The following is a 26,381-nucleotide window of genomic DNA, read 5'->3' as shown; positions in this document are numbered from 1 at the left end:
AGAGAACCCTTTGTGAACGATGCCATTCCCCGTCCTCAAAATAAAACCGCAAAAGCGTTAACGCCGCTGCTGGAAATTCGCAATCTGACCAAATCCTTTGACGGCCAGCACGCCGTGGATGATGTCAGCCTGACTATCTATAAAGGTGAGATCTTTGCCCTGCTGGGTGCATCGGGCTGTGGCAAATCCACGCTGCTGCGCATGCTGGCCGGTTTCGAGCCGCCCACCAGCGGCCAGATTGTGCTGGATGGACAGGATCTGTCGCACGTTGCTCCCTATCAGCGCCCGATTAACATGATGTTCCAGTCCTACGCGCTATTTCCGCACATGACGGTGGAGCAGAATATCGCCTTTGGTCTGAAGCAGGACCGGCTGCCGAAAGGGGAGATAAACAGTCGGGTCGCCGAAATGCTGGCGCTGGTGCACATGCAGGAGTTTGCGAAACGCAAACCGCATCAGCTCTCCGGTGGTCAGCGTCAGCGCGTGGCACTGGCCCGCAGCCTGGCGAAACGCCCAAAACTGCTGCTGCTGGATGAGCCAATGGGTGCTCTGGACAAGAAACTGCGCGACAGAATGCAGCTGGAAGTGGTTGATATTCTGGAGCGCGTTGGCGCGACCTGCGTGATGGTGACGCACGACCAGGAAGAGGCGATGACCATGGCGGGGCGCATTGCGATTATGAATCGCGGTAAATTCGTGCAGATTGGCGAGCCGGAAGAGATCTATGAGCATCCGACCAGCCGTTACAGCGCGGAGTTTATCGGTTCGGTTAACGTCTTCGAAGGGTTACTGCGTGAACGTCAGGCGGATGGCCTGGTGATCGACAGTCCCGGCCTGATGCATCCGCTGAAAGTCGATTCCGATGTCTCGGTGGTCGATAACGTGCCGGTGCATGTGGCGCTGCGTCCTGAAAAAGTCATGCTGTGCGATGAAGTACCCGCCGATGGCTATAACTTTGCGGTGGGAGAAGTGGTTCACATCGCTTATCTCGGCGACCTCTCTATTTTCCATGTCCGTCTGCACAGTGGACAGATGATTAGCGCACAGTTGCAAAACGCGCATCGCTACCGCAAAGGGTTGCCAACCTGGGGCGATGAAGTCCGCCTCTGCTGGGAAAGCGACAGTTGCGTGGTGTTGACGGTTTAAGGAGCGGCTATGAGCCAGATTTTCCAACGCGCTAAAGCGCCTGCCCGACTGGTCGGCACGCCGCTGCAACGCTGGGCCACGCGGGTAAAAATGCAGCATGGCCGCAAGCTGGTGATCGCACTGCCTTATGTCTGGCTGGTGCTGTTATTCCTGCTGCCGTTTCTGACGGTGCTGAAGATCAGCTTCGCAGACATAGCGCGAGCGATTCCCCCTTACACCGAGCTGGTGAGCTGGGCAGATGACCAGTTCAGCATTGTGCTCAATTTCGGCAACTATCTGACGCTGACTGACGATCCGCTCTACATCGACGCCTATCTGCAGTCATTGAAAGTAGCGGCGATCTCCACGGTCATCTGTCTGCTGATTGGCTATCCACTCGCCTGGGCCGTGGCGCACAGTAAGCCGTCGATGCGCACCATTCTGTTGCTGCTGGTCATTCTGCCGTCGTGGACTTCGTTTCTGGTTCGCGTCTACGCCTGGATGGGCTTGCTGAACAACAACGGCATTCTGAACCGCTTCCTGCTGTGGCTGGGCGTAATCGATCATCCGCTGGTGATCCTCTACACCAATACCGCGGTCTATATCGGTATCGTCTACTGCTATCTGCCGTTTATGGTGCTGCCAATCTACACCGCGCTGACCCGTATCGACTACTCGCTGGTGGAAGCCTCACTGGACCTGGGCGCGCGTCCGCTGAAGACCTTTTTCAGCGTGATTGTGCCGCTGACTAAAGGCGGCATCATCGCCGGATCGATGCTGGTCTTTATCCCGGCGGTAGGGGAGTACGTGATTCCTGAACTGCTGGGCGGCCCGGACAGCATCATGATTGGCCGTATCCTGTGGCAGGAGTTCTTTAACAACCGCGACTGGCCGGTGGCTTCCGCGCTGGCGGTGATCATTCTGCTGATCCTGATTCTGCCGATCATCTGGTTCCATAAGCATCAAAACCGTGAAATGGGAGAGAAGGCATGAATAATTTGCCAACTATTCGCTCGCCATGGCGTACCGCTATTCTGGCCTGCTGCTTCCTGTTCCTTTATGCGCCGATGCTGCTGCTGGTGGTTTACTCCTTCAACCGCTCCCCGCTCGTGACGGTATGGGAGAGCTTTTCGTTCCACTGGTACAGGGTGTTGTTCCAGGACAGCGCGATGATCGACGCGGTGGTGCTGAGTCTGAGCATCGCCGGACTTTCTGCCACGATGGCGGTGGTGTTGGGCACGCTGGCAGCAGTGATTATCGTTCGCTTTGGTCGCTTCCGGGGACACAACGGTTTTGCGTTTATGCTGACCGCGCCGCTGGTGATGCCCGATGTGATCACCGGGCTGTCACTGCTGCTGCTGTTCGTCGCAATGGGTAACGCGTTTGGCTGGCCGAGCGAACGCGGCATGCTGACCATCTGGCTGGCACACGTCACCTTCTGTACCGCCTATGTGGCGGTGGTGATTAACTCGCGTCTGCGTGAGCTGGACCGCTCAATTGAAGAGGCTGCGATGGATTTGGGTGCCACGCCACTGAAGGTCTTTTTCGTGATTACCGTGCCAATGATTGCGCCAGCGATTGTCACCGGCTGGCTGCTGGCGTTTACCCTGTCGCTCGACGATCTGGTGATTGCCAGCTTCGTGACCGGACCGGGCGCGACGACATTGCCGATGGCGATTTTCGCCACCGTACGACGCGGCGTTAACCCGGAGATCAATGCGCTGGCTTCATTGATCCTGTTTGTGGTCGGTTTAGTCGGTTTTATCGCCTGGCGATTTATGGCGCACGAAGAAAAACAGCGTTTAAGCGATATTCAGAAAGCTAAACGTGGCTGAAATCCCTGAGTTTTGCCACTATATAAACGGGCCGGTTTAACCGGCCCGTTTTTCGATCAGGTGGAGTCACGGACTATGTCAGACATCTTCAAAAGCAGCGCTACGCTCTCAGGCGCACCGGTTCCGGTGACGGTTGCGGGCATTGCTATTATCGCGACCCGCTGCCTGAGCGTTCTGATGCTGGCAAACGAGCTGGGTTACAGCGAACTCGCCAACTTTGTGCACCGCAGCGCCCAGTCCTGGGACTCTACACTCATCTTTATCGCCAGCCAGCTGATCTTCCTGTTCGAACTGCGCTGCGCCTTTATTCTGATGCGCGGTAGTAACCGTGGACGCTGGGGCTATGTGGCGACACAGGTGATTGTGCTGATCTATATGCTGTTCGCTTCGCTGGGGGGAATCTACCCGGAAATTTTCAGCATTGATGGCGACAATAATGTCCAGATAATCCACCATACGCTGTCGCAGAAAATTCCCGACCTGCTGGTGCTGATGCTGCTGTTTCTGCCTGCCAGCAGCCGCGCTTTTTTCAGGAAGCGATGATACAATCGCGCTCCGCCCGACCCCATCGTTAAGGCTTTACCATGCACTGCGCGCTTTATGACGCTAATCGTTGCCGCTCCTGTCAGTGGCTGGAAAAACCCTATCCCATTCAACTGAGCGACAAGCAGTCGATGCTTGAGCAGTTACTGGCTGAGCAGCCGGTTACAGCCTGGCTGCCGCCGGTAACCTCACCACAACAGGCATTCCGTAACAAAGCCAAAATGGTGGTCAGCGGCAGTGTTGAGCGTCCGGTGCTGGGGCTTATCCATCGTGATGGCGAGGCTGTCGATCTGTGCGACTGTCCGCTCTATCCCGCCAGCTTCCAGCCGGTGTTTACGGCGCTAAAACCCTTTATTGCCCGTGCCGGCCTGACGCCTTATAACGTGGCACGTAAACGCGGCGAACTGAAATTCCTGCTGATCACTGAGAGCCAGCAGGGCGGCATCATGCTCCGTTTTGTCCTGCGCTCAACCGCTAAACTGGAACAGCTGCGTGCGGCATTGCCCTGGCTGCAACAGCAGTTGCCGCAGCTGGCGGTGATCTCTGCCAATATTCAGCCGGTGCATATGGCGATTCTGGAAGGGGATGAGGAGATTGCGCTGACGCCCGCGCAGTCGCTGGCAGAGAACTTCAACGGCGTGCCGCTGTGGATCCGCCCGCAGAGCTTCTTCCAGACCAATCCGCAGGTTGCCAGTGCACTCTATGCCACCGCACGCGACTGGGTGCGTGCGCTGCCGGTTAACAGTATGTGGGATCTCTTCTGTGGCGTAGGCGGTTTTGGCCTGCATTGCGCGACACCAGAGATGGAACTGACCGGCATTGAGATTAGCGCTGAGGCGATTAAATGCGCCCAACGTTCCGCTGAGATGCTGGGGCTGGAGAAAGTGCAGTTTGCGGCGCTGGACTCTACGTCGTTTGCGACCGGGCGCGACGCGGTGCCGCAGCTGGTGCTGGTGAACCCGCCGCGCCGGGGGATTGGTGAGGCGTTGTGTGATTATCTCAGTCAGATGGCCCCGGATTATCTGCTTTATTCAAGCTGTAATCCGCAGACCATGGCGCAGGATATTGCCCGGCTGAGTGCGTATGAGGTCACAAAGGTACAGCTGTTTGATATGTTCCCGCATACCGCCCATTTTGAAGTGCTGACGCTGTTAACCCGCCGTCACCACTGAGTCCGGTGAAATTCCCGGCATTACTCCGGGAACCACTTCTGATTAAGCTGCTGCCAGCTGCCGTTAGCTTTCAGTTCGGTCAGCGCCTGATTGAACTGATCGCGAAGCGCAGTATTGCCTTTCCGCACCGCAATGCCCAGGCCGGTGCCAAAGTAGTCTGCATCCGTCACATGTTCACCGACCGTGGCGAGATCCGGATTGGTCTTCAGCCACTGATTCACCACCGCGCTGTCGCCGAATACGCCATCCAGTCGGCCATTCTTCATATCCAGAATCGCATTCTGATAGCTGTCATACGCGACTACTTTCACTTCCGGATGCTTATCCTGCAGGTACTTCTGGTGAGTGGTGCCGTTTTCAACGCCGATGCGTTTGTCTTTCAGATCGCTGAAGCTGCTGAACTTGCCCTTCTGCGCGATCACAATGGCGGAGTTAGCGTAATAAGGCTGGGTAAAATCGACCTGCTTGCTACGTTCAGCGGTGATATCCATGCCGGAAATGACCGCGTCATAGCGGCGAAACTTCAGTGACGGAATCAGGCTGTCGAAGGCGTTGTTGGTAAAAGTGCACTCTGCTTTCATCTGCTGACACAGCGCTTTGGCCAGATCGATATCAAACCCCACCAGATTATTTTCCCGATCCAGCGTTTCAAACGGTGGATAGGTTGCTGAGGCGGCGAAGCGGATCTTTTCCGCGGCCTGCGCGTTGATCGTAAGCGTTGCCAGCGCAGCGGCAATAATCCATTTTTTCATTTTATGATTCCTGTGATGTGGTCAGCCAGAGAGGGCAATACCCTGCCATAAAATGAATTTTTATGCAATTAGGGTGATTTTTCAGGCGGAAAGGGCGAGAGGCCTCGCCCGGAATTCAGTTACGCCGCTCAAATGCCAGCGCGCGTCTTTCGATCAGTCGCATCATCAGCGTCAGTAAACCGTTAACGCAGAGATAAATCAGACCTGCCGCGGCATAGACCGTGATGTCGTAGGTGCGGCCATAGAGCAACTGGCCGTGGCCCATGACTTCCATCAGAGTGATGGTGTAGGCCAGCGAGGTGCCTTTAAACACCAGCACCACTTCATTGGAGTAAGAGGAGAGGGCGCGTTTAAATGCATAGGGCAGCAGGATGCGCAGGGTGTCTTTGCGACCCATGCCAAGTGCCGCGCACGATTGCCACTGTCCGGAAGGAATCGCCCGGACCGCACCGTAAAACAGTTGCGTGGTGTAAGCCGCGCTGTTCAGCGACAGCGCCAGCATCGCGCACAGCCACGGCTGCGACAGGAGATGCCACAGCCAGGGGATCTGCTGGATCGACGGAAACTGTCCCGGACCGTAGTAGATCAGGAAGATCTGTACCAGCAGCGGCGTGCCGGTAAACAGTGTGATAAAGCCCTTCACCAGCGGATTAAACACCGGCGTTTTCAGCGACAGCACCACGGTGAAGATCAGTGCAAGCAGCAGCGCCACCACCAGCGAGGCCGCCGTCAGCGTCAGGCTGGTGTGCAGCCCTTTCAGAAGTTCAGGCAGATAGGCCAGCATCAGCTGTTCCCCCGTTCAAAGCGGGTCGTGCGCAGTTCAATGCGGCGTAACACCGCCTGGCTGAACAGCGTAATCACCAGGTAGATCGCGGCCGCCACCAGGAACCAGGTAAAGGGCTCCTGCGTTCGGGTGGCAATACTTTTGGTTTGCAGCATCAGATCGTTGACGCTGATCAGCGAGACCAGTGCGGTATCTTTTAGCAGCACCAGCCACTGATTGCCCAGACCGGGCAGGGCGTGACGCCACATCTGGGGCATAATCAGCCGCAGAAATATGGCCGATTTTTTCATGCCCAGCGCCTGTCCCGATTCCCACTGACCAACAGGCACCGCTTTAAGTGCGCCGCGCAGCGTCTGTGAGGCGTAGGCGGCATAGAGCATCGCCAGCGCAATCACACCACACAGGAAAGGACTGACATCAAAGTTCTCAATCTGCATCTGAACCGGCAGCGTAAACAGTCCGAAGTTCAGTGTGAAACCATCAGAGAGAGTGAGCAGCAGCTGTGATGCGCCAAAATAGATAAACAGCACCACCAGAATTTCCGGCAGGCCACGGATCAGCGTCACCAGGCCGGTGCCAATCCACGCCAGTGGTCTCAGGCGCAGTGACTCCCAGCCAGCGAAAATCATCGCCAGCACCAGGCCAGCGATGAGAGCACAAACAGCAAGGCCGACGGTCATCCCGGCGGCGCTTGCGAGGGTCATCATTTCATTCATCGGAGATTACTGCTGGAACCATTTGCTGTAGATGGTCTTGTAGGTACCATCCGCTTTGATTTTATCCAGCGCGCCATTGAATTTGGTCTGCAGCTCGGTGTTACCGGTGCGAACCGCAATACCCAGGCCAGTACCAAAGTAGGCTTTATCTGTAACTTTATCGCCGACAGCAGCCAGCGCAGCATTCTGCTTCAGCCACTCGTTAACCACGGCGGTGTCACCAAATACGGCATCAATGCGGCCATTTTTCAGATCCAGCACCGCGTTCTGATAGCTGTCGTAAGGAACGATGGTGATGTCGCTGTGTTTATCCGTCAGGTATTTCTGATGTGTGGTGCCGTTCTGGACGCCAACGCGCTTGCCTTTTAGCGCTTCAACACTGGCGACTTTACCTTTCTGGGCCACAAACAGCGCCGAGTTGTCGTAGTAAGGCTTGGTGAACAGGACCTGCTTTTCACGATCCGGCGTGATATCCATGCCCGCCATCACCGCATCAAAGCGACGGAATTTCAGGCTTGGGATCAGGCTGTCGAACGCCTGGTTAGTGAAGGTGCAGGTCGCGTCGATCTCTTTACACAGTGCGTTAGCCAGATCAACATCAAAGCCCTGAATCTTGTTATCTGCATCCACATACTCAAAAGGAGGATAAGAGGCTTCGGTCGCAAAACGAATTGTCTGTGCCGCGGTAGCGCTCAGGCTAAAACCGGCAAGCAGTGCAGCAAGTACCATTTTTTTCATTTTTAGCATCCTGACTTAGTGCGAAAGATAGTGAGCAAACGCGTCGGTTTGCGGCTGTGTAAAGCGGCTGGCGTCGCCCTGTTCCACAATGCGACCGTTCTCCATGTAAACAACGCGGCTGGCCGTTTTACGTGCCACTTCCACTTCATGGGTCACAATCACCTGGGTAATGCGGGTCTGCGCCAGTTCGCGAATGATACTGACAATCTGTGCGGTAATTTCAGGGTCCAGCGCGGCTGTTGGCTCATCGAACAGGAGCACCTGCGGCTCCATCATCAGCGCGCGGGCAATCGCCACACGCTGCTGCTGACCACCAGAGAGGTGCAGCGGGAAGCGATCGCTGTAAGGCGTGAGGCGCAGACGATCAAGCAGCCTGTCGGCGCGGGCACGCGCTTCACTTTTGCTGAGGCCCAGCACCCGGCAGGGCGCTTCAATCAGATTCTGCAGCACGGTGAGATGCGGCCAGAGATTATATTGCTGGAACACCATACCGACGTTCTGGCGCAGTTCGCGAATCGCGGCGTCAGAGGGTTTCTGAGTGAAGTCGAACTGATTGCCGGCAATCTGCAACTGACCTGAACGAGGCTGCTCCAGCAGGTTAAGAACCCGCAGCAGCGAACTCTTGCCCGCACCGCTTGGGCCAAGCAGTACCAGGGTTTCGCCTTGCGGACACTCAAGGTTGATGTCGAACAGCGCCTGATGAGCACCGTAGAAGCAGTTTATTGCGTTTAGTTGAATACTCATGCGCCAGATTTGAATAGCTATTAGTGTCGCGGATTTTAACGTCACCAGAATAGTTATGCAAATAAGGTGGGTTAAAATTTGTAAAACAACAGGTAAACAGCAAAAGCTTAGCACAATATCATGCAGTGTCTGGCGCCAGCCCGATGCCGTGGGGCAGGCTGCGGCAATAAAAAAGCGCAGTCACCTGAGGTGGCTGCGCTTTTCATAGCGCTAAAATATCAGGTTATTTTTTTGACTTTTCAAGCATCTGGCTCAGGCTTCCACCCTCGGCATGCACAGGGTTCGCCATGTAGCGCACGTCGTCAACGACCCAGCAAGTGCCCTGATGAATCATCAGCACTTCATCCTGCCACTCCTTTCCGTCGCGGCTCAGTTTTACCCGCAGCGGGATGTTGCGTGCATCACGGTTTGGAATAGTAGATGCATCAGCAACGCTGGCGGCTGTCGGGCCCTGTGACAGGCTGGAGAAAAGATCACCGTTCCGCCACTGTGCGCCGGCATTGCTGCCGCTGGCCGCCTGCAGGGAGTGGTAAAGCGCATCACTCAGGTAAGGGCGATATTTTGCCAGTGTGTTGCTGTCAGGCAGACCCTGCGTGGGCTGTTCAACACGCAGGTCATAAAACTGTTGGGCAACCTGGTCAGGACCGCCTTCAATGCAGGGGGCGGTTCGCGGGCCATTATCCTTAATGACTGGCTCAACGGTGGTACAGGCGCTAAGCAGCAGGGCCGCCGGGATCATTAGCGCAAACGCGTTGTTTCTCATCTCGATTTCCTTATGGTTCTCTGGCAAGGTGCCCTTTTTAGCATAGAGTATAGCTGTGCTTTTTAGTCGAAAGAGCCTTAGCCTGATTTCAACAAGGAGAATGCGATGAAATTTTCAACAACCCCGACGCTGGAAGGCCACAGCATCAGTGAATATTGTGGTGTGGTCACTGGCGAAGCGATTCTTGGTGCGAACATTTTCCGTGATTTTTTTGCGGGCATCCGTGATGTGGTCGGCGGCCGTTCCGGCGCGTATGAGAAAGAGCTGCGTAAAGCACGCGAGATTGCGTTTGAAGAGCTGGAAGAACAGGCAAAAGCGCTGGGTGCCAACGCGGTGGTCGGTATTGATATCGATTACGAAACGGTCGGCAAAGATGGCAGTATGCTGATGGTCAGCGTCAGCGGCACGGCAGTGATTATTCGTTGAAACGCGGGCTGTTGCTGATACTGGCACTGCTGCTGGCGGGCTGCCACTCCGGGATAGAATCCCGTGACGGCTACTGGGCCGATCTGCGGCATCCCGCTCAGGGGGCGCGACCGCGGGTTAAGGTGATTGTCATCCACTATACCGCCGAAGATTTTTCTTTGTCGCTGGCGACCCTCACCGATCGGGAGGTCAGCGTCCATTATCTGATCCCCCGTCAGCCGCCTCAGCGCGCCGGCAAAGGCATTGTCTGGCAGCTGGTGCCGGAGCAGCAACTTGCCTGGCATGCCGGGCCCAGTTTCTGGCGCGGAGCCAGTCGCATCAACGACACCTCGATTGGCATTGAGCTGGTGAACCGGGGATATCGCCGGACGCTGACCGGTCTTGAATGGCAGCCCTTTACCGCCGCGCAGATCATCACGCTGGAGGCCCTGGTGCGTGATATTGCACAGCGCTACGGCATCCCACCGGAAAATATTGTCGGTCACAGCGATATCGCGCCGCAGCGCAAGCAGGATCCGGGTCCACTTTTCCCGTGGCACCAGCTGGCGCAGCGCGGACTGGGCGCATGGCCTGATGCCGGACGGGTGCAGTTTTATTTAGCGGGTCAGGATCCACACGCACAGGTGCCGGTGCAGCCACTCATGGAAAACCTGCAGCGCTTCGGTTATGCGGCGACGGCGGAGATGAGTAAGCGTGAGCAGCAGAAAGTGATTGCCGCGTTTCAGATGCACTTCCGGCCTGCGGATTATCGCGGTCAGCCCGATGCCGAAACCGCCGCGATAGCGGCCGCGCTACTGGAGAAGTATGGCGCGGCGGAATAGCGGATTACTGTTGCAGAAACGCTTTCCAGTGGGCGACAACCTGCTCCAGTGCCGCACGATCAGCATCCAGATGGGTGACCAGCCGGGTACGTGTCCCCACGCTGATTAACACGCCGCGCGCTTTCATCCACTCACCTAATGGTTTGACCTGTGCTTCCGGCACCGCCACAAACAGCATGTTGGTCTGTTGATCGATAACGCTGACGCCCAGCTCATGCAGCTGCTGTCCCAGCCAGGCAGCATTGTCATGATCCTCCTGGAGTCGCGTCACGTTGTGTTCCAATGCGTAGAGACCCGCCGCCGCCAGAATACCGGTCTGACGCATGCCGCCACCGGTCATTTTACGCCAGCGACGGGCGCGCTCAATCAGCGCTGTATCGCCACACAGCAGTGAACCCACCGGCGTGCCCAGGCCTTTTGAGAGACAGATGGTCAGGGTGTCGCAATAGCGGGCCATCGCAGCCAGCGTGGTTTTTTGCGCCACCACCGCATTGAAAATACGTGCGCCATCAATGTGCAGCGCCAGCTTATGCTCACGGGTAAAAGTCCACGCCTGTTCCAGATACGCCAGCGGCAGGACTTTACCATGATGGGTGTTTTCCAGACTCAGCAGGCGGGTGCGGGCGAAGTGAATATCGTCCGGCTTGATGGCAGCCGCCACCACGTCGAGCGGCAGAGTGCCATCGTCGGCGGCCAGCACCGGTTGAGGCTGAATGCTCCCCAGCACCGCCGCGCCACCTGCTTCATACTTGTAGTTGTGCGCCTGCTGACCGACGATATATTCATCGCCGCGTTCGCAGTGGCTGAGCAATGCCACCAGATTTGCCTGAGTGCCGGTAGGGAAAAACAGTGCTGCTGCTTTGCCGCTTAATCGTGCGGCTTCTGCTTCCAGCGCATTGACGGTAGGATCGTCACGGTAGACATCATCGCCGGTTTCGGCAGACATCATCGCGTTTAGCATGGCGGCGCTGGGCCGGGTCACGGTATCACTGCGTAAATCGATCACCTTATGCTCCTGGATGTGGCGGAAGAGAAAAAAAAGGCGGGCATCGCGCCCGCCTGGATGGAACCTCTGTTTTACCGTAGCCAGTTGGTTTTCGCCAGTTCTACCACCTCGTCACCACGACCATTCATGATGGCGCGCAGCATGTAGAGACTGAAGCCTTTGGCCTGCTCCATTTTGATCTGCGGCGGCATTGCCAGCTCCTCTTTGGCGGTAATCACATCCACCAGAACCGGGCCATCGTGGGCAAATGCCTGCTCCAGCGCACCATTGAGTTCTGAGGCCTTTTCCACCCGGATACCCCGGATGCCACAGGCCTGGGCGATAGCGGCAAAGTCAGGATTTTCCAGCTCGGTGCCGTCGGTAAGATAGCCGCCCGCTTTCATCTCCATCGCCACAAAGCCCAGCACGCTGTTGTTGAAAATCACCAGTTTCACCGGCATTTTCAGCTGCGCCAGCGAGATAAAATCACCCATCAGCATGCTGAAGCCGCCGTCGCCGCACAGCGCGACAACCTGACGATTGCGATTGATCGACTGCGCACCCAGCGCCTGTGGCATCGCATTCGCCATCGAGCCGTGGTTAAACGAACCCAGCAGGCGACGTCGGCCGTTCATCTTCAGATAGCGCGCCGCCCACACGGTTGGGGTGCCGACATCGCAGGTAAAAATAGCGTCATCGCTGGCGTAGTGACTGATCTGCTGTGCCAGATATTGCGGATGAATTGGCTGTTTGTCGTTGGACTGCGCCAGTTCGTCGAGACTTTTGCGCGCCTCGCCATAGTGTTTAACCGCACTGTCGAGATGTTTGCGATCGCTTTTGGTCGTCAGTTGCGGTAGCAGCGCCTGAAGCGTGCTTTTCACATCGCCGACATACGCTTCATCGACATGACAATGCGATCCCAGGCTGCCCGGGTTGATGTCAATCTGAATGATCTTCGCGTTTTCCGGATAGAATGCGCGATAGGGGAACTGGGTGCCCAGCAATACCAGCGTCCCGGCATTCATCATGGCGTGGAAGCCGGATGAGAAACCGATCAGACCGGTCATGCCAACATCATAAGGGTTGTCATATTCGATGTGTTCTTTGCCACGCAGCGCATGCACAATTGGCGCTTTAAGCGCTTCAGCCAGCGCCACCACCTCCTGATGCGCACCGGCACAGCCACTGCCGCACAGCAGCGTGATGTCAGAGGCGTCGTTCAGCGTCTGTGCCAGCCGGGTCAGTTCGTCAGTCTGCGGCAGGACCTGCGGCAACTGCGGTGGATACCACTCAGTGCGGGCGCTTTCTGGCGCCAGTTTCAGGGCGATATCACCCGGCAGCACCACGACTGAGACACCGCGATTGAGAATGGCTTTGCGCATCGCGATGCCCAGCACCTGCGGTAACTGCTCAGGATTCGAGACCAGCTCACAGTAGTGGCTGCATTCGCGGAACAGCTCCTGGGGATGAGTTTCCTGGAAATAACCGCTGCCGATTTCGCTGGAGGGAATGTGTGCCGCAATCGCCAGCACCGGGACGCGGTTACGATGGCAGTCGAACAAGCCGTTGATGAGGTGTAAGTTGCCTGGTCCGCAGGAGCCGGCGCAGACCGCCAGTTCGCCGCTGATGTGCGCTTCCGCACCCGCCGCAAAGGCGGCGACCTCTTCATGGCGTGTCGGCATCCATTCAATAGTGCCCATGCGATTCAGGCTATCGCTCAGGCCGTTAAGGGAATCTCCGGTGACGCCCCAGATGCGTTTTACGCCCGCGCTTTCCAGCGTTTTGGCGACCAGCGCCGCCACGGTTTGTTTCATGATCTTCTCCTTTGTCGGCCCGCCATGAAGAGTGACGTGACCAGAATCGAAAAAAGAAGCGTAGACGACACGGCAGAAAAGCAGGCGTGAAAAAATGCGCTGGCAGAGCTCAGCACATCTCAGACCGAATTCAGGCAGAGAAGAGGGCGATCAGAATCGGGGCCAGCAGGCTCATCACAAAACCGTGCACAATAGCGGCAGGGACAATCTCGTTGCCGCCCGCCCGCTGCAGTACCGGCAGGGTAAAGTCCATTGAGGTGGCACCGCACAGCCCCAGCGCGCTGGAACGATGACGGCCAATCAGCGCGGGGATCAGCATGATTGCGACCAGTTCACGCACCAGATCGTTGAAGAAGGCGGCGCTGCCAATGACCGGGCCAAAAGCTTCGGTCATCAATATGCCAGAGAGAGAGTACCAGCCAAAGCCGCTGGCTAGCGCCAGACCGGTTTTTAGCGGAACACCCAGCAGTAATGCCGCGATCATGCCACCTGCCAGCGCGCTGACCAGCACCACACTGGCAACCAGCAGACCGCGACGGTTCAGGATAATCTGACGCAGAGTCATTCCACTGCCGCGCAGCTGAATCCCCACGAGGAACAGCAGGAAGATCAGCGCATATTCACTGGCCGTCGAGGCGTGGTGCAGCAGTGACCACTGGGTCAGACCTAGCAGAAAACCGATGACAACCACGCCACATAGCTTCAGCGAGTCCAGTGCCATATGCAGCCGCGAGGGAAGCTTCTCCTGCCGGTGCGCATGCTGCCACGGTGCATATTTCTCCAGCCCGCGCAACGCCAGTACATTGCACAGCAGAATGCAGAACGCCGCCACCAGAGCCGTATGAAAAACGGCCAGCAGATTGCTGCTCAGGTTGTCGAGAAAGGCCAGGCTGATGCCCATAAAGAACAGAATGACGTAAACCATCCAGCCCAGCAGTTGATTTACCCGACGCAGGGTGGCGGTTTTACGGAAGGGTAACAGCCAGCCTGCGATAAGCGGCAGCAGAATAATCAGAAGTCCGGAGTACATATCATTGCCATCCCTGGGAGAAGAGGTCACACGCTAGCGAAAAAGCATAACGGAGTAAACCCTGATAAAGCGGCTTGACCGGCGCGCGGGCGACAACCATGCTGTCTATAAACTGAGGATGGACGCCTATGATTCTGGAACATATCGACATTCGCGGCTTCCGCGGTATCAATAAGCTCTCACTGCCTTTAACGCACACCACTCTGCTGATTGGTGAGAATGCCTGGGGTAAATCCAGCCTGCTGGATGTCATGAGCCTGCTGCTCTCTCCTCATGAACCGGCCTATGTTTTTACTGGGGCGGATTTCCATTTTACACCGGGTGATGTGACCGATCCGATGCGCCGTATTTCAGTGGTGTTCCACTTTCGGGATGACGGAAGCGATCCGGACGCGGTGCTCTCGACCTTCTGGCAGCGTGATGCGCAGGGCCAGCGTCGGCTTTATTACAGCGTCAGCGCCACCTGGCGTGACGGCGGCATCGACACCCGTCGCCGTTTCGTTGACGTAAATGCCCAGCTGTTGCCTGAGCAGAATTGTGCGGACGCAATCGACCTGTTGCTGACGCGTTATCCGGTATTGCGGTTGCGCGACGCGCGTTTCAGCAAGCGAACGCGGAACCGTGCGCCCGTGACCGGTCCCCATCCTGAGCTGCTGGCGGGCATGGAGACGCTGGCGCGCGATCTGGAGCAACATCCTCAGCAACTCAGCGATGAGGTGCTGAGACAGGGCCTCAAGACGATGCAGCAATTGATGCAGCACTATTTTCTGGTGCAACCGCCTGGTGCAGGCAGTGAGGCCCGGTCACGGGATCCGCAGATGCGCGATGGGGTGCAGGGATGGCGGGCGCTGGATCATCTGAATCAGCTGATTGCCGGAACTGACTCCCGCAGCCGTCAGCTGATTTTGCTGCAGATGTTTACCCTGTTGATCGAAGCACGAGGCGACGTTCCGCTAGCTGCCGGTGCGCGGCCGCTGCTGCTGATTGAAGATCCGGAAACCCGCCTGCATCCGATTATGCTGTCCGTGGCCTGGAACCTGCTGAAGCTGCTGCCGCTACAGAAAATCGTCACGACCAATTCAGCTGAACTGCTGTCGCAGGTGCCGGTAGAAAACGTCTGCCGTCTGGTGCGTCAGTCCTCACGCGTAGCAGCCTGGCGCATCGGTCCGGAAGGTCTGAGTGCCGAAGAGAGTCGGCGTATCGGCTTTCATATTCGCGTCAATCGACCGGCGGCCCTGTTTGCCCGTTGCTGGCTGCTGGTCGAAGGTGAAACCGAGGTCTGGATTATGAATGAGCTGGCGCAGCAGTGTGGTTACAACTTCGCGGCGGAAGGGGTGAAAGTGATTGAGTTTGCGCAATCGGGCCTGAAGCCGCTGCTGAAATTTGCCCGACGCATGGGGATCGCCTGGCACGTGCTGACAGATGGCGATCAGGCGGGTAATAAATATGCCAGCACGGCGCGCACGCAGTTACAGCCGGGTGATCCTGAGCCGCGTTTTCTGACGCAGTTACCCGCGCTGGATATGGAAAACTTTCTCTATCACCAGGGGTTTCAGGATGTTTATCATCAAATGGCGCACCTGCCGTTAAACGCGCCGATGAGTTCCAGGCGTATTATTACCAAAGCGATTCACCAGAGCTCCAAGCCGGAACTGGCGATCGCAGTGGCGACATCGGCGGCGGAACGCGGGCCGGAAGCCATCCCGCCGTTAATGCGGCAGATGTTTGCCCGGGTGATTGGGCTGGCGCAGGGTCAGGCGGACTAAGCCTGTCAAACATGGCCTGTCAAAAATGAAAAATGCCAGCGGCACTGGCTGGCATTTTTAGGGCTCTGTACAGAGGTGGGTTCAGTATCAGGCCACGGCCTGTACCTCAACAACCGGCACGATGAGGCTGGCGTGATTGCCTTTCGGACCTTCATGCACATCGAACTGAACCTGCTGGCCTGCCTTTAGCGTTCGGTAGCCTTCCATCTGAATGGTGGAGTAGTGCGCAAAAATATCTTCGCCACCACCAACCGGACAGATAAAGCCAAAGCCTTTGGAATTATTGAACCATTTAACGGTGCCCGTCTCCATGCTTTTACTTCCCTCGCAAGACATTTTATAAGTAGGTGAGGTCTTTGAAGCTGTGAGTCGGATTTGATTAAAACTCAATCAGCCTGTGCAGGTAGAATGTAGAGAAAGCGCCGCTGGCGTCAAGCAAACCACCGGGCCGGATGGGGAAAAAATCATCAAAATTTGAGGCAGTTAACGCTATTGCAAATTTTGTGATGCAGGTCGCGCAAGGTTATTTCTGAATAAATTTTCAGCAGCGGCCCGCAGCTTGACAGGCATGTTAAACTCTCAACATGTAGCCACTTAAAGGCTAAAAGCAAAATCTCAACGGAACACTATGGCAAACACAAACGACTGGCTTAACTTTGAACATCTGGCCGAAGACAAAGTACGTGAAGGGTTAAAGCCGCCTTCTATGTATAAAGTCATTCTGAATAATGACGATTATACACCTATGGAATTTGTTATTGACGTCGTGCAAAAGTTCTTTTCTTATGATGTTGAACGTGCAACGCAGCTGATGTTGAAAGTTCACTATCACGGCAAGGCGATCTGTGGTGTATTTACTGCAGAAGTCGCCGAAACAAAAGCGGCCCAGGTGAACAATTATGCGCGGGAAAACCATCATCCGTTGCTGTGTACGCTGGAAAAAGCCTGAGCCCGTCTCCATATAGGAAACAGGTAAGGGCGATAATTGGGGGAGGTGCCTAATGCTCAATCAAGAACTGGAACTCAGTTTAAATATGGCTTTCGCCAGAGCGCGTGAGCACCGTCATGAGTTTATGACCGTCGAGCATCTGTTACTGGCATTGCTCAGTAACCCGTCGGCCAGAGAGGCACTGGAAGCCTGTACGGTGGACATGGTGGCTCTGCGGCAGGAACTCGAAGCCTTCATCGAACAAACCACACCGGTGCTGCCTGCCAGTGAGGAGGAGCGTGATACTCAACCAACGCTCAGCTTCCAGCGCGTTCTGCAGCGCGCGGTTTTCCATGTCCAGTCATCCGGTCGCAGTGAAGTCACCGGGGCGAATGTGCTGGTCGCCATCTTCAGCGAGCAGGAGTCGCAAGCGGCCTATCTGTTACGCAAACATGAAGTCAGCCGCCTTGATGTGGTGAATTTCATCTCTCACGGTACGCGCAAAGACGAACCGGGCCAGGCGCCAGGCGCTGAAAACCCGGTTAACGAAGAGCAAGCAGGCGGGGAGGATCGTATGGAAAACTTCACCACCAATCTTAATCAGCTTGCTCGCGTCGGTGGGATTGATCCACTGATTGGTCGCGACAGAGAGCTGGAACGTACTATTCAGGTGCTGTGCCGTCGCCGTAAAAACAACCCGCTGCTGGTGGGGGAATCCGGTGTCGGTAAAACGGCTATCGCAGAAGGTCTCGCCTGGCGTATCGAGCAGGGCGATGTACCGGAAGTGATGAAAGATTGCACTATCTACTCGCTGGATATTGGTTCACTGCTGGCAGGCACCAAATATCGTGGTGACTTTGAGAAACGCTTCAAAGCGCTACTGAAACAGCTGGAGCAGGACGAACACAGCATTCTGTTTATTGATGAGATCCATACCATCATTGGTGCGGGTGCGGCATCAGGTGGCCAGGTAGACGCAGCGAACCTGATTAAACCGTTACTTTCTGGCGGTAAGATTCGGGTAATGGGGTCTACCACGTATCAGGAATTCAGCAACATCTTCGAAAAAGATCGTGCTCTGGCGCGTCGTTTCCAGAAGATCGATATCACTGAGCCTTCTGTTGAAGAAACCGTGCAGATCCTGAGCGGCCTGAAGACCAAGTATGAAGCCCACCATGATGTGCGGTATACCGCGAAAGCGGTGCGTGCAGCGGTGGAACTGGCAGTGAAATATATCAACGACCGTCATCTGCCTGACAAGGCGATTGACGTGATTGATGAAGCGGGTGCGCGTGCGCGCCTGATGCCTGCCAGCAAACGTAAGAAAACCATCAATGTTTCTGACATTGAAACTGTGGTGGCCCGCATTGCCCGTATTCCTGAACAAAGTGTGTCAGCAACCGATCGCGATACACTGAGAAATCTGGGCGAACGGCTCAAGATGCTGGTGTTTGGACAGGACAAAGCCATTGAGGTGCTGACGGAAGCGATCAAAATGAGCCGCGCCGGTCTGGGTCAGGATCGCAAGCCAGTTGGTTCCTTCCTGTTTGCCGGGCCAACCGGTGTGGGTAAAACGGAAGTGACTGTGCAGCTGGCGAAAGCGCTGGGTATTGAGCTGCTGCGTTTTGATATGTCCGAGTACATGGAGCGTCACACCGTCAGTCGTCTGATTGGTGCACCTCCGGGCTACGTCGGTTTTGATCAGGGCGGTCTGCTGACGGATGCGGTGATCAAGCATCCACATGCGGTGGTGTTACTGGATGAGATCGAGAAAGCGCACCCGGATGTCTTCAACCTGCTGCTGCAGGTGATGGATAACGGCATGCTGACAGATAACAACGGTCGCAAAGCGGACTTCCGCAACGTGGTGCTGGTGATGACCACCAACGCCGGTGTGCGTGAGACGGAACGTAAGTCGATTGGCCTGATTCATCAGGACAACAGCACCGATGCGATGGAAGAGATCAAAAAGATCTTTACGCCAGAGTTCCGTAACCGTCTCGACAACATCATCTGGTTCAGTCACCTGTCACCAGCGGTGATCCATCAGGTGGTCGACAAGTTTATTGTCGAGTTGCAGGCGCAGCTGGATGCGAAAGGTGTGTCGCTGGAAGTCAGCGATGAAGCGCGCGACTGGCTGGCTGAGAAGGGCTATGACAAAGCGATGGGTGCACGTCCGATGGCGCGCACCGTGCAGGACAGCCTGAAGAAACCGTTAGCCAATGAACTGCTGTTTGGTTCGCTGGTGGATGGTGGCTCAGTATCTGTTGCGCTGGATCGTGAGAAAGGTGAACTGACCTATCACTTCCTGAGTGCTGAGAAACGCAAAACCGAAGGCACTGTGCACTAATCACTTGCTGCAGATGTGAAAAAGGCCGGATATTGATATCCGGCCTTTTTTATCGCTTCAACATGCAGAGCGATGAAGTTACTGCAAATTAGCGACTACGGAAGACAATGCGGCCTTTGCTCAGGTCGTACGGGGTCAACTCAACGGTCACTTTGTCACCCGTCAGGATGCGGATGTAGTTTTTGCGCATTTTACCGGAGATGTGAGCAGTGACCACGTGTCCGTTCTCAAGTTCTACGCGGAACATGGTGTTAGGTAACGTATCCAGTACGGTACCTTGCATTTCAATATTGTCTTCTTTGGCCATCGAATCCTCTGGGTGTACTACCTTTCAGTTGAACCGGCAAGATAATGCCCAATTCAACGATTTATGTAAAGAACCGTCGGCGATTTTGCCAACGCTTTGCCGGGGTGCACGTCAGTTACGTGCATCCGGTAAAATTAGGGTGTTTATGGTGGCGTCTGCAGGGGATTAGCGGGCTAAGAATCTGTATCAACCGGTAACACGCGCACGATTGAAAACAGTTCCGAGAGTGCGTTGAGATTCCCAGCCTGGCAATTCCGGCTCGTTATTGCGAAGCGCGGACGACATACCAAACTCGACTATTATACCACTTATGCGCCTTTATGTGTGCAAAACATCTCAGTAGCACTAAAAAAGCGTTTGTGTCTGCCAGCATCCATCGCTGACCGGCTGACTGGCAAGGCTTTGTACATATAGCAGATAATCAGCGCGCGGGATCTCCTGCGCGCCTAATGACGCGGTGTGGGGATTAAGCACCTGGCAATCCACCAGACGGCCCTGATGTCGGATAAAATGCTGACAAAATACCCAAAGTGCGGTTTTAGAGGCATTCTGCTGACGGCTGAACATCGATTCGCCGCAGAAGATTTGCCCCATCGCCAGCCCGTACATGCCACCCACCAGCTGATGTTCATCCCACACTTCAATGGAGTGGGCATGGCCCAGCTCATACAATCGCAACCAGGCGCGCTTCATTTCAAAAGTAATCCAGGTGCCTTCTTCGCGACCGGTAGCGCAGCCCTCGATCACCTCGTCGAATGACTCGTTCATCGTTACCCGATAAGGTGAACGGCTGTGAAAGCGTTTCATGCTACGACTCAGGTGAAACTGCTCGGGCAACAGGACTGCTCGGGGATCGGGTGACCACCAGAGGATGGGATCGCCGGGGGAAAACCATGGAAAGATGCCGCACTGATAAGCATTTAGCAGCCGGGCAGGGGAGAGATCCCCACCCATAGCCAGTAAGCCATTTGGCTCACGAAGTGCCATTTCAGGTGGGGGAAATTGCAGAGATTCCCGTGACAGTTGTACCAGTCTCATCGCGTTGCGTTACTCATCAGCATTTCGCTATGACTATAACGCAATCCGCTGCCGGAAACGCCAGTAGCGGCCCGCTTTTGAGATTAATTCCGCATGGCTACCCTGTTCAACAATGGCACCATTATCCATTACGCAGATGCGATCCATCAGCTCCAGGCCGCTGAGACGATGCGTGACCATGATCATCGTCTTCCCGGCGGTCAACTCCTGGAGCAGCGTCAGAATATGCTGCTCGGTAGTGGCATCCAGCCCTTCAGTAGGTTCATCCAGCAGCCAGAGATCGCCATCGTGCAATAATGCGCGCGCCAGCGCCAGCCGCCGCAGTTCGCCGCCTGACAGCGGGCGACCGCCTTCCCCCATCCAGGCGTTCAGGCCTTCCTGATTTTCAAGCAGGCGCTGCAGGCCGACGTCGTTGAGTGCGCGAGTTAACTGCTCATCACTGGCATCAGGGCAAGCCAGCAGTAAATTATCGCGCAGGCTCTGGCTGAAGAGGTGAACCCGCTGCGTTACCACGCTGATGCGCTGGCGCAACGCGGGTTCTGACCATTCGCGAATCGGCCGATCATTTAAACTGATAACGCCGTGCTGGCTCTCCCAGCCACGGGTTAACAGCGCCAGCAATGTTGATTTTCCGCAGCCGGTCGGCCCCAGCAGCGCAATATGCTCACCGGCTGCTATGGAGAGGGTACAGCGGTTTAGCACCTTATCCGGACGGTCGGGATAGCTGAAGTCGAGCTGATCGATCCCGATCGAAAGAGGTCCCGGTCGGGCCTCGGAATGTGCCGGGAAAGTGATCGCAGGAGACTGGTCGATAATGTCATTGACTCTCTGAGCGGCGTTTATCACCTGTGACATAGGCAGGAAGGCGCCTGCTACCGGTGCCAGCGCTTCAAAGGCGGCCAGGGCGCAAAACACCACCAGCGCAATCAGCGAACCGGGTAACTGCTGTTCGCTGATGGTGGCGGCACTCAGCCAGAGCAGCAGTGTGACCGTTACACCGCTGATCAGCAGCAGCAGACTCTGTGCGGCGGCCTGTAAGCGTTGTTGTTGACTTTGTGCCTGCTGCCAGCGCTGTTCATCTTCATCGAGTTGCTGTCGCCATCCCTGCGAGGCACCGTACAATGTCAGTTCAGCCTGGGCCGCCAGCCACTGCATCAGTTGTAAGCGCCAGTGGGCACGACCCTGGGCAATGGCAACACCTGCCGGCGATCCCAGACGATAAAACAGGGCTGGCATCAGTACCAGCGTACTCAACATGATGCCGCCCAGCGTCAGTGCCAGATGAAAATTGATAAAACTCATCCCGAAGGTCACCACGACACTCACGATAAAAGCGCCAAGCAGTGGCGAGATGACGCGCAGATAGAGATGATCCAGCGTATCGACATCAGCCACAAAGCGGTTGAGCAGGTCCGCCTGCCGGAATCGCGAGAGCTGGCCGGGAGAAAGGGCCATCAGACGGCTGAACGTGTGGACACGCAGATGCTGAAGCACCCTGAACGTTGCATCGTGGCTGACCAGCCGCTCAGCATAGCGTGCGGCGGTGCGAATGATGGCTGCGCCACGGACGCCCGCCGCAGGCAGCATGTAGTTAAAGGTATAGAGACCCGCGACACCGGCCACTGACGAGGCGGCCAGAAACCAGCCAGAGAGCGTCAGCAGGCCAATGCTGGCCAGCAGGGTAACAATCGCCAGCACGATGCCCAGCGTCAGGCGAAAAGGGTGGCGCAACCAGAGACGAAGAAAAGGACGCAAGGCGGACATCAGCGGATCTCCTGTTGGCGATGCTTCAGCATCTCGCTAAAGGCACCTGGCTGTTGTGACAGCTGCTGCCAGTTACCCTGTTGAACCAGCTTACCCGCTTCCATCACCCATAGGCTCTGCCAGCGGCTCAGCGTATCGATCTGATGAGTAATCATCAGTGTGGTCTGCCGATCTGCCGCCTCGTTCAGCGCCAGCATCACATGGCGTTCGCTGAGTGCATCCAGGCTGGCGGCCGGTTCATCAAGCAGCAAAAAATGTGAGGTTTTATAGAGTGCACGTGCAACCGCGACCCGTTGCGCCTGGCCCACCGACAGCTGATGACCGCCATCGCCAGGCGGGGTCTCAATGCCCAGGGGCAGACGCGGCAGGAACTCATTAATGCCGCACGCTTCCAGCAGTGCTGCAAAGCGCTCGCTGTCCCAGGTGGTATTCATCAGGATGTTGTCGCGCAAGGTGCTGGCCGGTAATTGAGGATTCTGTCCTACCCAACTCAGTTGCTGATGCCAGTCGCTCCGTCGTATATCGCGCAGTTCGACGCCATTGGCTTTCAGCGAGCCCTGATAGGGCAGAAACCCGAGCAGAGCGTTCATCAGTGCCGTTTTACCCGCCCCGCTTTGACCGACCAGCGCAATCTGCTCACCCGCGGCAATGGTAAAAGTAAGAGGGCCACACAGCACCTGGCCATCAGGTGCGCAGACACACAGATCGTCAGCGCTTATCGCGATGGCGTGATCGGTAGTGAAAGGGCGCTGGCCTCTCTGCGGCGCGGCGTCGGGCGTCGCCTGCATAAAGGCTTCAAGCGCATCGGCACCGCCCACCGCCTGCGCTTTGGCGTGATAGAACGCACCGAGATCGCGCAGTGGCTGGAAAAACTCCGGGGCAAGGATCAGCACCAGGAAGCCGGCAAACAGCGTCACGCCCTGGCCATAATCACCGAAATGCAATTCGCCCAGATAGGAGAAACCAAAATAGACGGCCACCACGGCAATCGCTAACGAGGCAAAAAACTCCAGTACGGCGGAGGAGAGAAAGGCGAGGCGCAGCACTTCCATGGTGTGCTGGCGAAAATCGGTGGTGGCGGCGGCAACGGCCTGCTGCTCTGCTTCACCACGATGAAACAGTCGCAGCGTCTCTCTGCCGCGCAGGCGGTCCAGAAAATTCCCGCTCAGGCGAGCCAGTACCAGAAAGTTTCGGCGGTTGGCCTCGGCAGCACCCATTCCAGCCAGCGCCATAAACAGCGGTATCAACGGCGCGGTGGCAAAAAGAATCAGACCTGCCGTCCAGTTCAACGGGAAAATGGTCAGCAGAATGCAGCAGGGGATCACGACTGCCAGTGTCATCTGCGGCAGATAACGGGCGTAATACTCCTGCATCTCTTCGATCTGTTCCAGCAACAGCGTTGCCCAGCTACCGGCTGGCCTTCCCTGAATCCACGCCGGGCCGAGATCAGATAACCGGTCAAGAACCTGCTGTCGTAAAGCCTGGCGGATAGCCTGCCCGGCACGGTAACCGGTCAGTTCGCGGGCGTAGTTAATCAGGGCACGGAGCACAAAGCAGAGCAGTAATAGCAGGATGCTGACCGTCAGCGTTTCGCGCGGCTGTTGATCAATAATCAGCGCCTGAAGCAGCGAGGCCAGTAAACCGGCCTGGGCAATGATCAGCAGTGCACTCGCCGTGCCGAGCAGCGTGTTGAGTCGCAACCAGCGACCGGCGAAACGACGTTGCTGACGAAGCCAGCGGGTAAGATGCTGCTGCCGCGATTTGTCCATGCGAGACCATGATAAATATCGATGATGGGGGAAAATGGAAAGACATTTCCATCTCTTCAGGCGCAAGAATCTAGCATGAGAGCAATAAAAAAGGCGACGGAAAAACCGTCGCCTGGAACATTTGAGATCAGAGGGTTAACAACTTACTGATCGTTTTTAACTAACCCGTCAAGAAAACGCTCAGCGTCTAACGCAGCCATGCAGCCAGTGCCCGCAGAGGTAATCGCCTGACGATAGATATGGTCCATCACATCACCTGCTGCAAAAACGCCAGGGATGCTGGTCTGGGTGGCGTTGCCGTGTAAACCGGACTGAACTTTGATGTATCCGTTCTCCAGCGCCAGCTGACCTTCAAAGATGGCCGTATTCGGGCTGTGCCCGATAGCAACAAACAGACCCGCCACTTCCAGTGCTTCCGTCTCATCACTGTTCTGGGTAGAACGCAGCGTCAGACCTGTCACGCCCATCTGATCGCCTACCACTTCTTCAAGCGTGCGATGAGTGTGCAGCACGATATTGCCGTTACGCACTTTTTCCATCAGGCGGTCAATCAGGATCTTCTCAGCGCGGAAGCTGTCACGACGGTGAATCAGGTGCACTTCAGCGGCAATGTTCGCCAGATAAAGTGCTTCTTCAACGGCCGTGTTGCCACCGCCAATCACCGCGACTTTCTGATTGCGATAGAAAAAGCCGTCACAGGTTGCGCAGGCAGAAACGCCTTTGCCTTTGAACGCCTCTTCAGATGGCAGGCCCAGATAACGTGCCGACGCACCCGTTGCGATGATAAGCGCATCTGCTGTGTATTCGCCGCTATCGCCAGTGAGGCGGAACGGACGATTCTGCAGATCCACCGTGTGGATGTGATCAAAAATGATCTCAGTATTGAATTTTTCGGCATGCTCGTGCATGCGCTCCATCAGCGATGGACCTGTCAGATCGTGCGGGTCGCCCGGCCAGTTTTCCACTTCAGTGGTCGTGGTCAGCTGTCCGCCTTTTTCCAGACCCGTGATCAATACGGGGTTCAGGTTGGCGCGTGCAGCATAAACGGCTGCGGTATAACCCGCTGGGCCAGAGCCCAGAATGAGTAACTTACTGTGTTTGGCCGTACTCATGCGTTCCTCAGTTTCATTCGGCTGACATAGCCTGCGATTGTAGGGAATATCCGGCGACAATGACAAGGCTTAGCCAATTTTGTTAACGATAGCTGCAAATGGCGTAGACGATGAACGGCATTTTTGCCTGGCGAATGCGCCAAAAGGGGGCAAAACTCGGGCTGAATGGGTGCAAAAGTGCAAAAATACTCATTTAAAAACAGATACCCAGCTAACTGTCTGGCATCTTGTCCTGAATTTGGTGATTTTACTTTGACAATCGCCTGCGCTTTTGCGAAAACATTATCAGAAGCGAATAACATTTATCGGAACAAAACAGGTTTTCCTCGCCTGTTTTGCACTTAACGCCGAATAAAAGCAGCCTGATATGGATAATGACGCATGATGTGGACAGACAATATGCGTCATGTCGATAGATTTCAGAACACAGGCTCTGTTAGCTCACTTCAGAAATGCCCCGAACAATGAGCGTTTTCAGGGCGTGGCAGGTAAAGGGAAGGAATTAAGAGAGACAATAATAATGGTAGACAATAAGAAACGCCCCGGAAAAGATCTCGACAGAATTGACAGGAACATTCTGAATGAACTTCAGAAAGATGGTCGCATTTCAAACGTAGAGCTTTCCAAACGCGTAGGCTTATCGCCTACGCCATGTCTTGAACGCGTGCGTCGTCTTGAACGTCAGGGATTTATTCTTGGCTATACCGCGCAGTTGAACCCGCACTACCTTGATGCATCTCTACTGGTATTCGTTGAGATTACTCTGAATCGTGGTGCGCCGGATGTGTTTGAGCAATTTAACGCCGCTGTGCAAAAACTTGAGGAAACTCAAGAGTGTCACCTCGTTTCCGGCGATTTCGACTACCTGCTGAAAACGCGCGTACCTGATATGTCTGCCTACCGTAAGTTGCTGGGTGAAACCCTGTTGCGCCTGCCAGGCGTAAACGACACGCGAACTTACGTGGTGATGGAAGAGGTCAAACAGAGCAATCGACTGGTGATCAAAACCCGCTGATGCGGGGCAGGTGCAAAACCTGTTAGATTTCGGTACACTCCTGTGAATTCATACAGGATCAGCGTCGGGCTCGCCCGGCGCTGT

26 protein-coding genes are annotated in these 26,381 nt (G+C 55.8%); 11 read left to right on the top strand and 15 right to left on the bottom strand.

The window, feature by feature from the left end:
- Positions 1–12 precede the first annotated feature (12 nt).
- The 5 genes from potG (at position 13) to rlmC (ending at position 4,675) form a co-directional block, all read left to right on the top strand.
- The gene (potG, locus tag KTJ90_RS13050) at positions 13–1,146 is read left to right on the top strand and encodes a putrescine ABC transporter ATP-binding subunit PotG (RefSeq protein ID WP_003849280.1); all 1,134 of its coding nucleotides are present in this window, start codon (positions 13–15) and stop codon (positions 1,144–1,146) included.
- 9 nt (positions 1,147–1,155) lie between these two features.
- Complete coding sequence (gene potH / locus KTJ90_RS13045; RefSeq protein WP_003849283.1) at positions 1,156–2,118, top strand: putrescine ABC transporter permease PotH; 963 nt, start codon at positions 1,156–1,158, stop codon at positions 2,116–2,118.
- Positions 2,115–2,960 (top strand): putrescine ABC transporter permease PotI, encoded by an 846-nt coding sequence (gene potI / locus KTJ90_RS13040; protein WP_078804216.1) that lies wholly within the window; start codon positions 2,115–2,117, stop codon positions 2,958–2,960. Before potH ends, potI begins: the two co-directional genes overlap by 4 nt.
- A gap of 75 nt (positions 2,961–3,035) precedes the next feature.
- Positions 3,036–3,503, top strand: a complete 468-nt coding sequence (locus KTJ90_RS13035) for a YbjO family protein (protein WP_008925827.1) — start codon at positions 3,036–3,038, stop codon at positions 3,501–3,503.
- A 41-nt stretch (positions 3,504–3,544) separates the two neighbouring features.
- Positions 3,545–4,675 (top strand): 23S rRNA (uracil(747)-C(5))-methyltransferase RlmC, encoded by a 1,131-nt coding sequence (gene rlmC / locus KTJ90_RS13030; protein WP_078804217.1) that lies wholly within the window; start codon positions 3,545–3,547, stop codon positions 4,673–4,675.
- A gap of 20 nt (positions 4,676–4,695) precedes the next feature.
- Here rlmC and artJ (KTJ90_RS13025) read toward each other — a convergent pair whose 3' ends face one another.
- From artJ (KTJ90_RS13025) to KTJ90_RS13000, 6 genes are all read right to left on the bottom strand, one after another.
- Positions 4,696–5,427, bottom strand: coding sequence for an arginine ABC transporter substrate-binding protein (gene artJ, locus KTJ90_RS13025; protein ID WP_485522317.1), 732 nt, complete (start codon positions 5,425–5,427; stop codon positions 4,696–4,698).
- 115 nt (positions 5,428–5,542) lie between these two features.
- The gene (gene artM, locus KTJ90_RS13020; RefSeq protein WP_003849291.1) at positions 5,543–6,211 is read right to left on the bottom strand and encodes an arginine ABC transporter permease ArtM; all 669 of its coding nucleotides are present in this window, start codon (positions 6,209–6,211) and stop codon (positions 5,543–5,545) included.
- On the bottom strand, positions 6,211–6,927 hold the full coding sequence (gene artQ, locus KTJ90_RS13015; protein ID WP_003849293.1) for an arginine ABC transporter permease ArtQ: 717 nt from the start codon (positions 6,925–6,927) through the stop codon (positions 6,211–6,213). Before artQ ends, artM begins: the two co-directional genes overlap by 1 nt.
- Before the next feature lie 6 nt (positions 6,928–6,933).
- Positions 6,934–7,665, bottom strand: coding sequence for an arginine ABC transporter substrate-binding protein (gene artJ / locus KTJ90_RS13010; protein WP_003849295.1), 732 nt, complete (start codon positions 7,663–7,665; stop codon positions 6,934–6,936).
- Positions 7,666–7,680: 15 nt separating this feature from the next.
- Complete coding sequence (gene artP, locus KTJ90_RS13005; RefSeq protein ID WP_499024862.1) at positions 7,681–8,409, bottom strand: arginine ABC transporter ATP-binding protein ArtP; 729 nt, start codon at positions 8,407–8,409, stop codon at positions 7,681–7,683.
- Positions 8,410–8,632: 223 nt separating this feature from the next.
- Positions 8,633–9,172: a lipoprotein gene (locus KTJ90_RS13000; protein WP_003849298.1), complete on the bottom strand. Its 540-nt coding sequence runs from the start codon at positions 9,170–9,172 to the stop codon at positions 8,633–8,635.
- Positions 9,173–9,277: 105 nt separating this feature from the next.
- On the opposite strand from KTJ90_RS13000, the gene KTJ90_RS12995 reads away from it, so the two are divergent.
- A complete protein-coding gene (locus KTJ90_RS12995) occupies positions 9,278–9,598 on the top strand; it encodes a heavy metal-binding domain-containing protein (protein ID WP_003849304.1) in 321 nt (106 codons plus the stop codon).
- The gene (locus KTJ90_RS12990; RefSeq protein WP_499024855.1) at positions 9,595–10,419 is read left to right on the top strand and encodes an N-acetylmuramoyl-L-alanine amidase; all 825 of its coding nucleotides are present in this window, start codon (positions 9,595–9,597) and stop codon (positions 10,417–10,419) included. The genes KTJ90_RS12995 and KTJ90_RS12990 overlap by 4 nt, the downstream gene beginning before the upstream one ends.
- Before the next feature lie 4 nt (positions 10,420–10,423).
- Here the strand turns inward: KTJ90_RS12990 and ltaE are convergent, their stop codons facing one another.
- The 3 genes from ltaE to KTJ90_RS12975 all read right to left on the bottom strand — a co-directional run bounded on the left by ltaE (position 10,424) and on the right by KTJ90_RS12975 (position 14,248).
- Positions 10,424–11,425, bottom strand: coding sequence for a low-specificity L-threonine aldolase (gene ltaE / locus KTJ90_RS12985; protein ID WP_003849308.1), 1,002 nt, complete (start codon positions 11,423–11,425; stop codon positions 10,424–10,426).
- 71 nt (positions 11,426–11,496) lie between these two features.
- Positions 11,497–13,218: a pyruvate oxidase gene (poxB, locus tag KTJ90_RS12980; RefSeq protein WP_499024852.1), complete on the bottom strand. Its 1,722-nt coding sequence runs from the start codon at positions 13,216–13,218 to the stop codon at positions 11,497–11,499.
- Between the two features lie 130 nt (positions 13,219–13,348).
- The gene (locus tag KTJ90_RS12975; RefSeq protein WP_003849311.1) at positions 13,349–14,248 is read right to left on the bottom strand and encodes a LysO family transporter; all 900 of its coding nucleotides are present in this window, start codon (positions 14,246–14,248) and stop codon (positions 13,349–13,351) included.
- A gap of 128 nt (positions 14,249–14,376) precedes the next feature.
- Between KTJ90_RS12975 and KTJ90_RS12970 the strand changes: the two genes are divergently transcribed.
- On the top strand, positions 14,377–16,014 hold the full coding sequence (locus KTJ90_RS12970; protein ID WP_078804219.1) for an ATP-dependent nuclease: 1,638 nt from the start codon (positions 14,377–14,379) through the stop codon (positions 16,012–16,014).
- A gap of 87 nt (positions 16,015–16,101) precedes the next feature.
- Here KTJ90_RS12970 and cspD read toward each other — a convergent pair whose 3' ends face one another.
- The gene (gene cspD, locus KTJ90_RS12965) at positions 16,102–16,326 is read right to left on the bottom strand and encodes a cold shock-like protein CspD (RefSeq protein ID WP_003849316.1); all 225 of its coding nucleotides are present in this window, start codon (positions 16,324–16,326) and stop codon (positions 16,102–16,104) included.
- 316 nt (positions 16,327–16,642) lie between these two features.
- Here cspD and clpS point away from each other — a divergent pair, with 316 nt between their 5' ends.
- Both clpS and clpA read left to right on the top strand, forming a co-directional pair.
- Complete coding sequence (clpS, locus tag KTJ90_RS12960) at positions 16,643–16,963, top strand: ATP-dependent Clp protease adapter ClpS (protein ID WP_003849318.1); 321 nt, start codon at positions 16,643–16,645, stop codon at positions 16,961–16,963.
- A 52-nt stretch (positions 16,964–17,015) separates the two neighbouring features.
- On the top strand, positions 17,016–19,292 hold the full coding sequence (gene clpA, locus KTJ90_RS12955; RefSeq protein WP_003849320.1) for an ATP-dependent Clp protease ATP-binding subunit ClpA: 2,277 nt from the start codon (positions 17,016–17,018) through the stop codon (positions 19,290–19,292).
- An 88-nt stretch (positions 19,293–19,380) separates the two neighbouring features.
- Here the strand turns inward: clpA and infA are convergent, their stop codons facing one another.
- The 5 genes from infA to trxB form a co-directional block, all read right to left on the bottom strand.
- A complete protein-coding gene (gene infA / locus KTJ90_RS12950) occupies positions 19,381–19,599 on the bottom strand; it encodes a translation initiation factor IF-1 (RefSeq protein WP_002211347.1) in 219 nt (72 codons plus the stop codon).
- Positions 19,600–19,944: 345 nt separating this feature from the next.
- Positions 19,945–20,637: a leucyl/phenylalanyl-tRNA--protein transferase gene (aat, locus tag KTJ90_RS12945; RefSeq protein WP_187512720.1), complete on the bottom strand. Its 693-nt coding sequence runs from the start codon at positions 20,635–20,637 to the stop codon at positions 19,945–19,947.
- A 33-nt stretch (positions 20,638–20,670) separates the two neighbouring features.
- On the bottom strand, positions 20,671–22,401 hold the full coding sequence (gene cydC / locus KTJ90_RS12940; RefSeq protein WP_499024846.1) for a cysteine/glutathione ABC transporter ATP-binding protein/permease CydC: 1,731 nt from the start codon (positions 22,399–22,401) through the stop codon (positions 20,671–20,673).
- A complete protein-coding gene (gene cydD / locus KTJ90_RS12935; RefSeq protein ID WP_375150641.1) occupies positions 22,401–24,170 on the bottom strand; it encodes a heme ABC transporter permease/ATP-binding protein CydD in 1,770 nt (589 codons plus the stop codon). The genes cydC and cydD overlap by 1 nt, the downstream gene beginning before the upstream one ends.
- Positions 24,171–24,313: 143 nt before the next feature.
- The gene (trxB, locus tag KTJ90_RS12930; protein ID WP_003849329.1) at positions 24,314–25,282 is read right to left on the bottom strand and encodes a thioredoxin-disulfide reductase; all 969 of its coding nucleotides are present in this window, start codon (positions 25,280–25,282) and stop codon (positions 24,314–24,316) included.
- A 520-nt stretch (positions 25,283–25,802) separates the two neighbouring features.
- On the opposite strand from trxB, the gene lrp reads away from it, so the two are divergent.
- Positions 25,803–26,297 carry a leucine-responsive transcriptional regulator Lrp gene (gene lrp, locus KTJ90_RS12925; protein ID WP_006118610.1) on the top strand — a complete coding sequence of 165 codons (495 nt, stop codon included), beginning with the start codon at positions 25,803–25,805 and terminating at the stop codon, positions 26,295–26,297.
- Positions 26,298–26,381 lie beyond the last annotated feature (84 nt).

Origin of the sequence: Pantoea jilinensis, assembly GCF_019104105.1 — a bacterium.
In the GTDB taxonomy this organism is placed as follows: Bacteria; Pseudomonadota; Gammaproteobacteria; order Enterobacterales; family Enterobacteriaceae; genus Pantoea; species Pantoea eucalypti.
The sequence above is the reverse complement of the archived record's forward strand: the minus strand, read 5'-3'. Positions and strand labels throughout refer to the sequence as shown.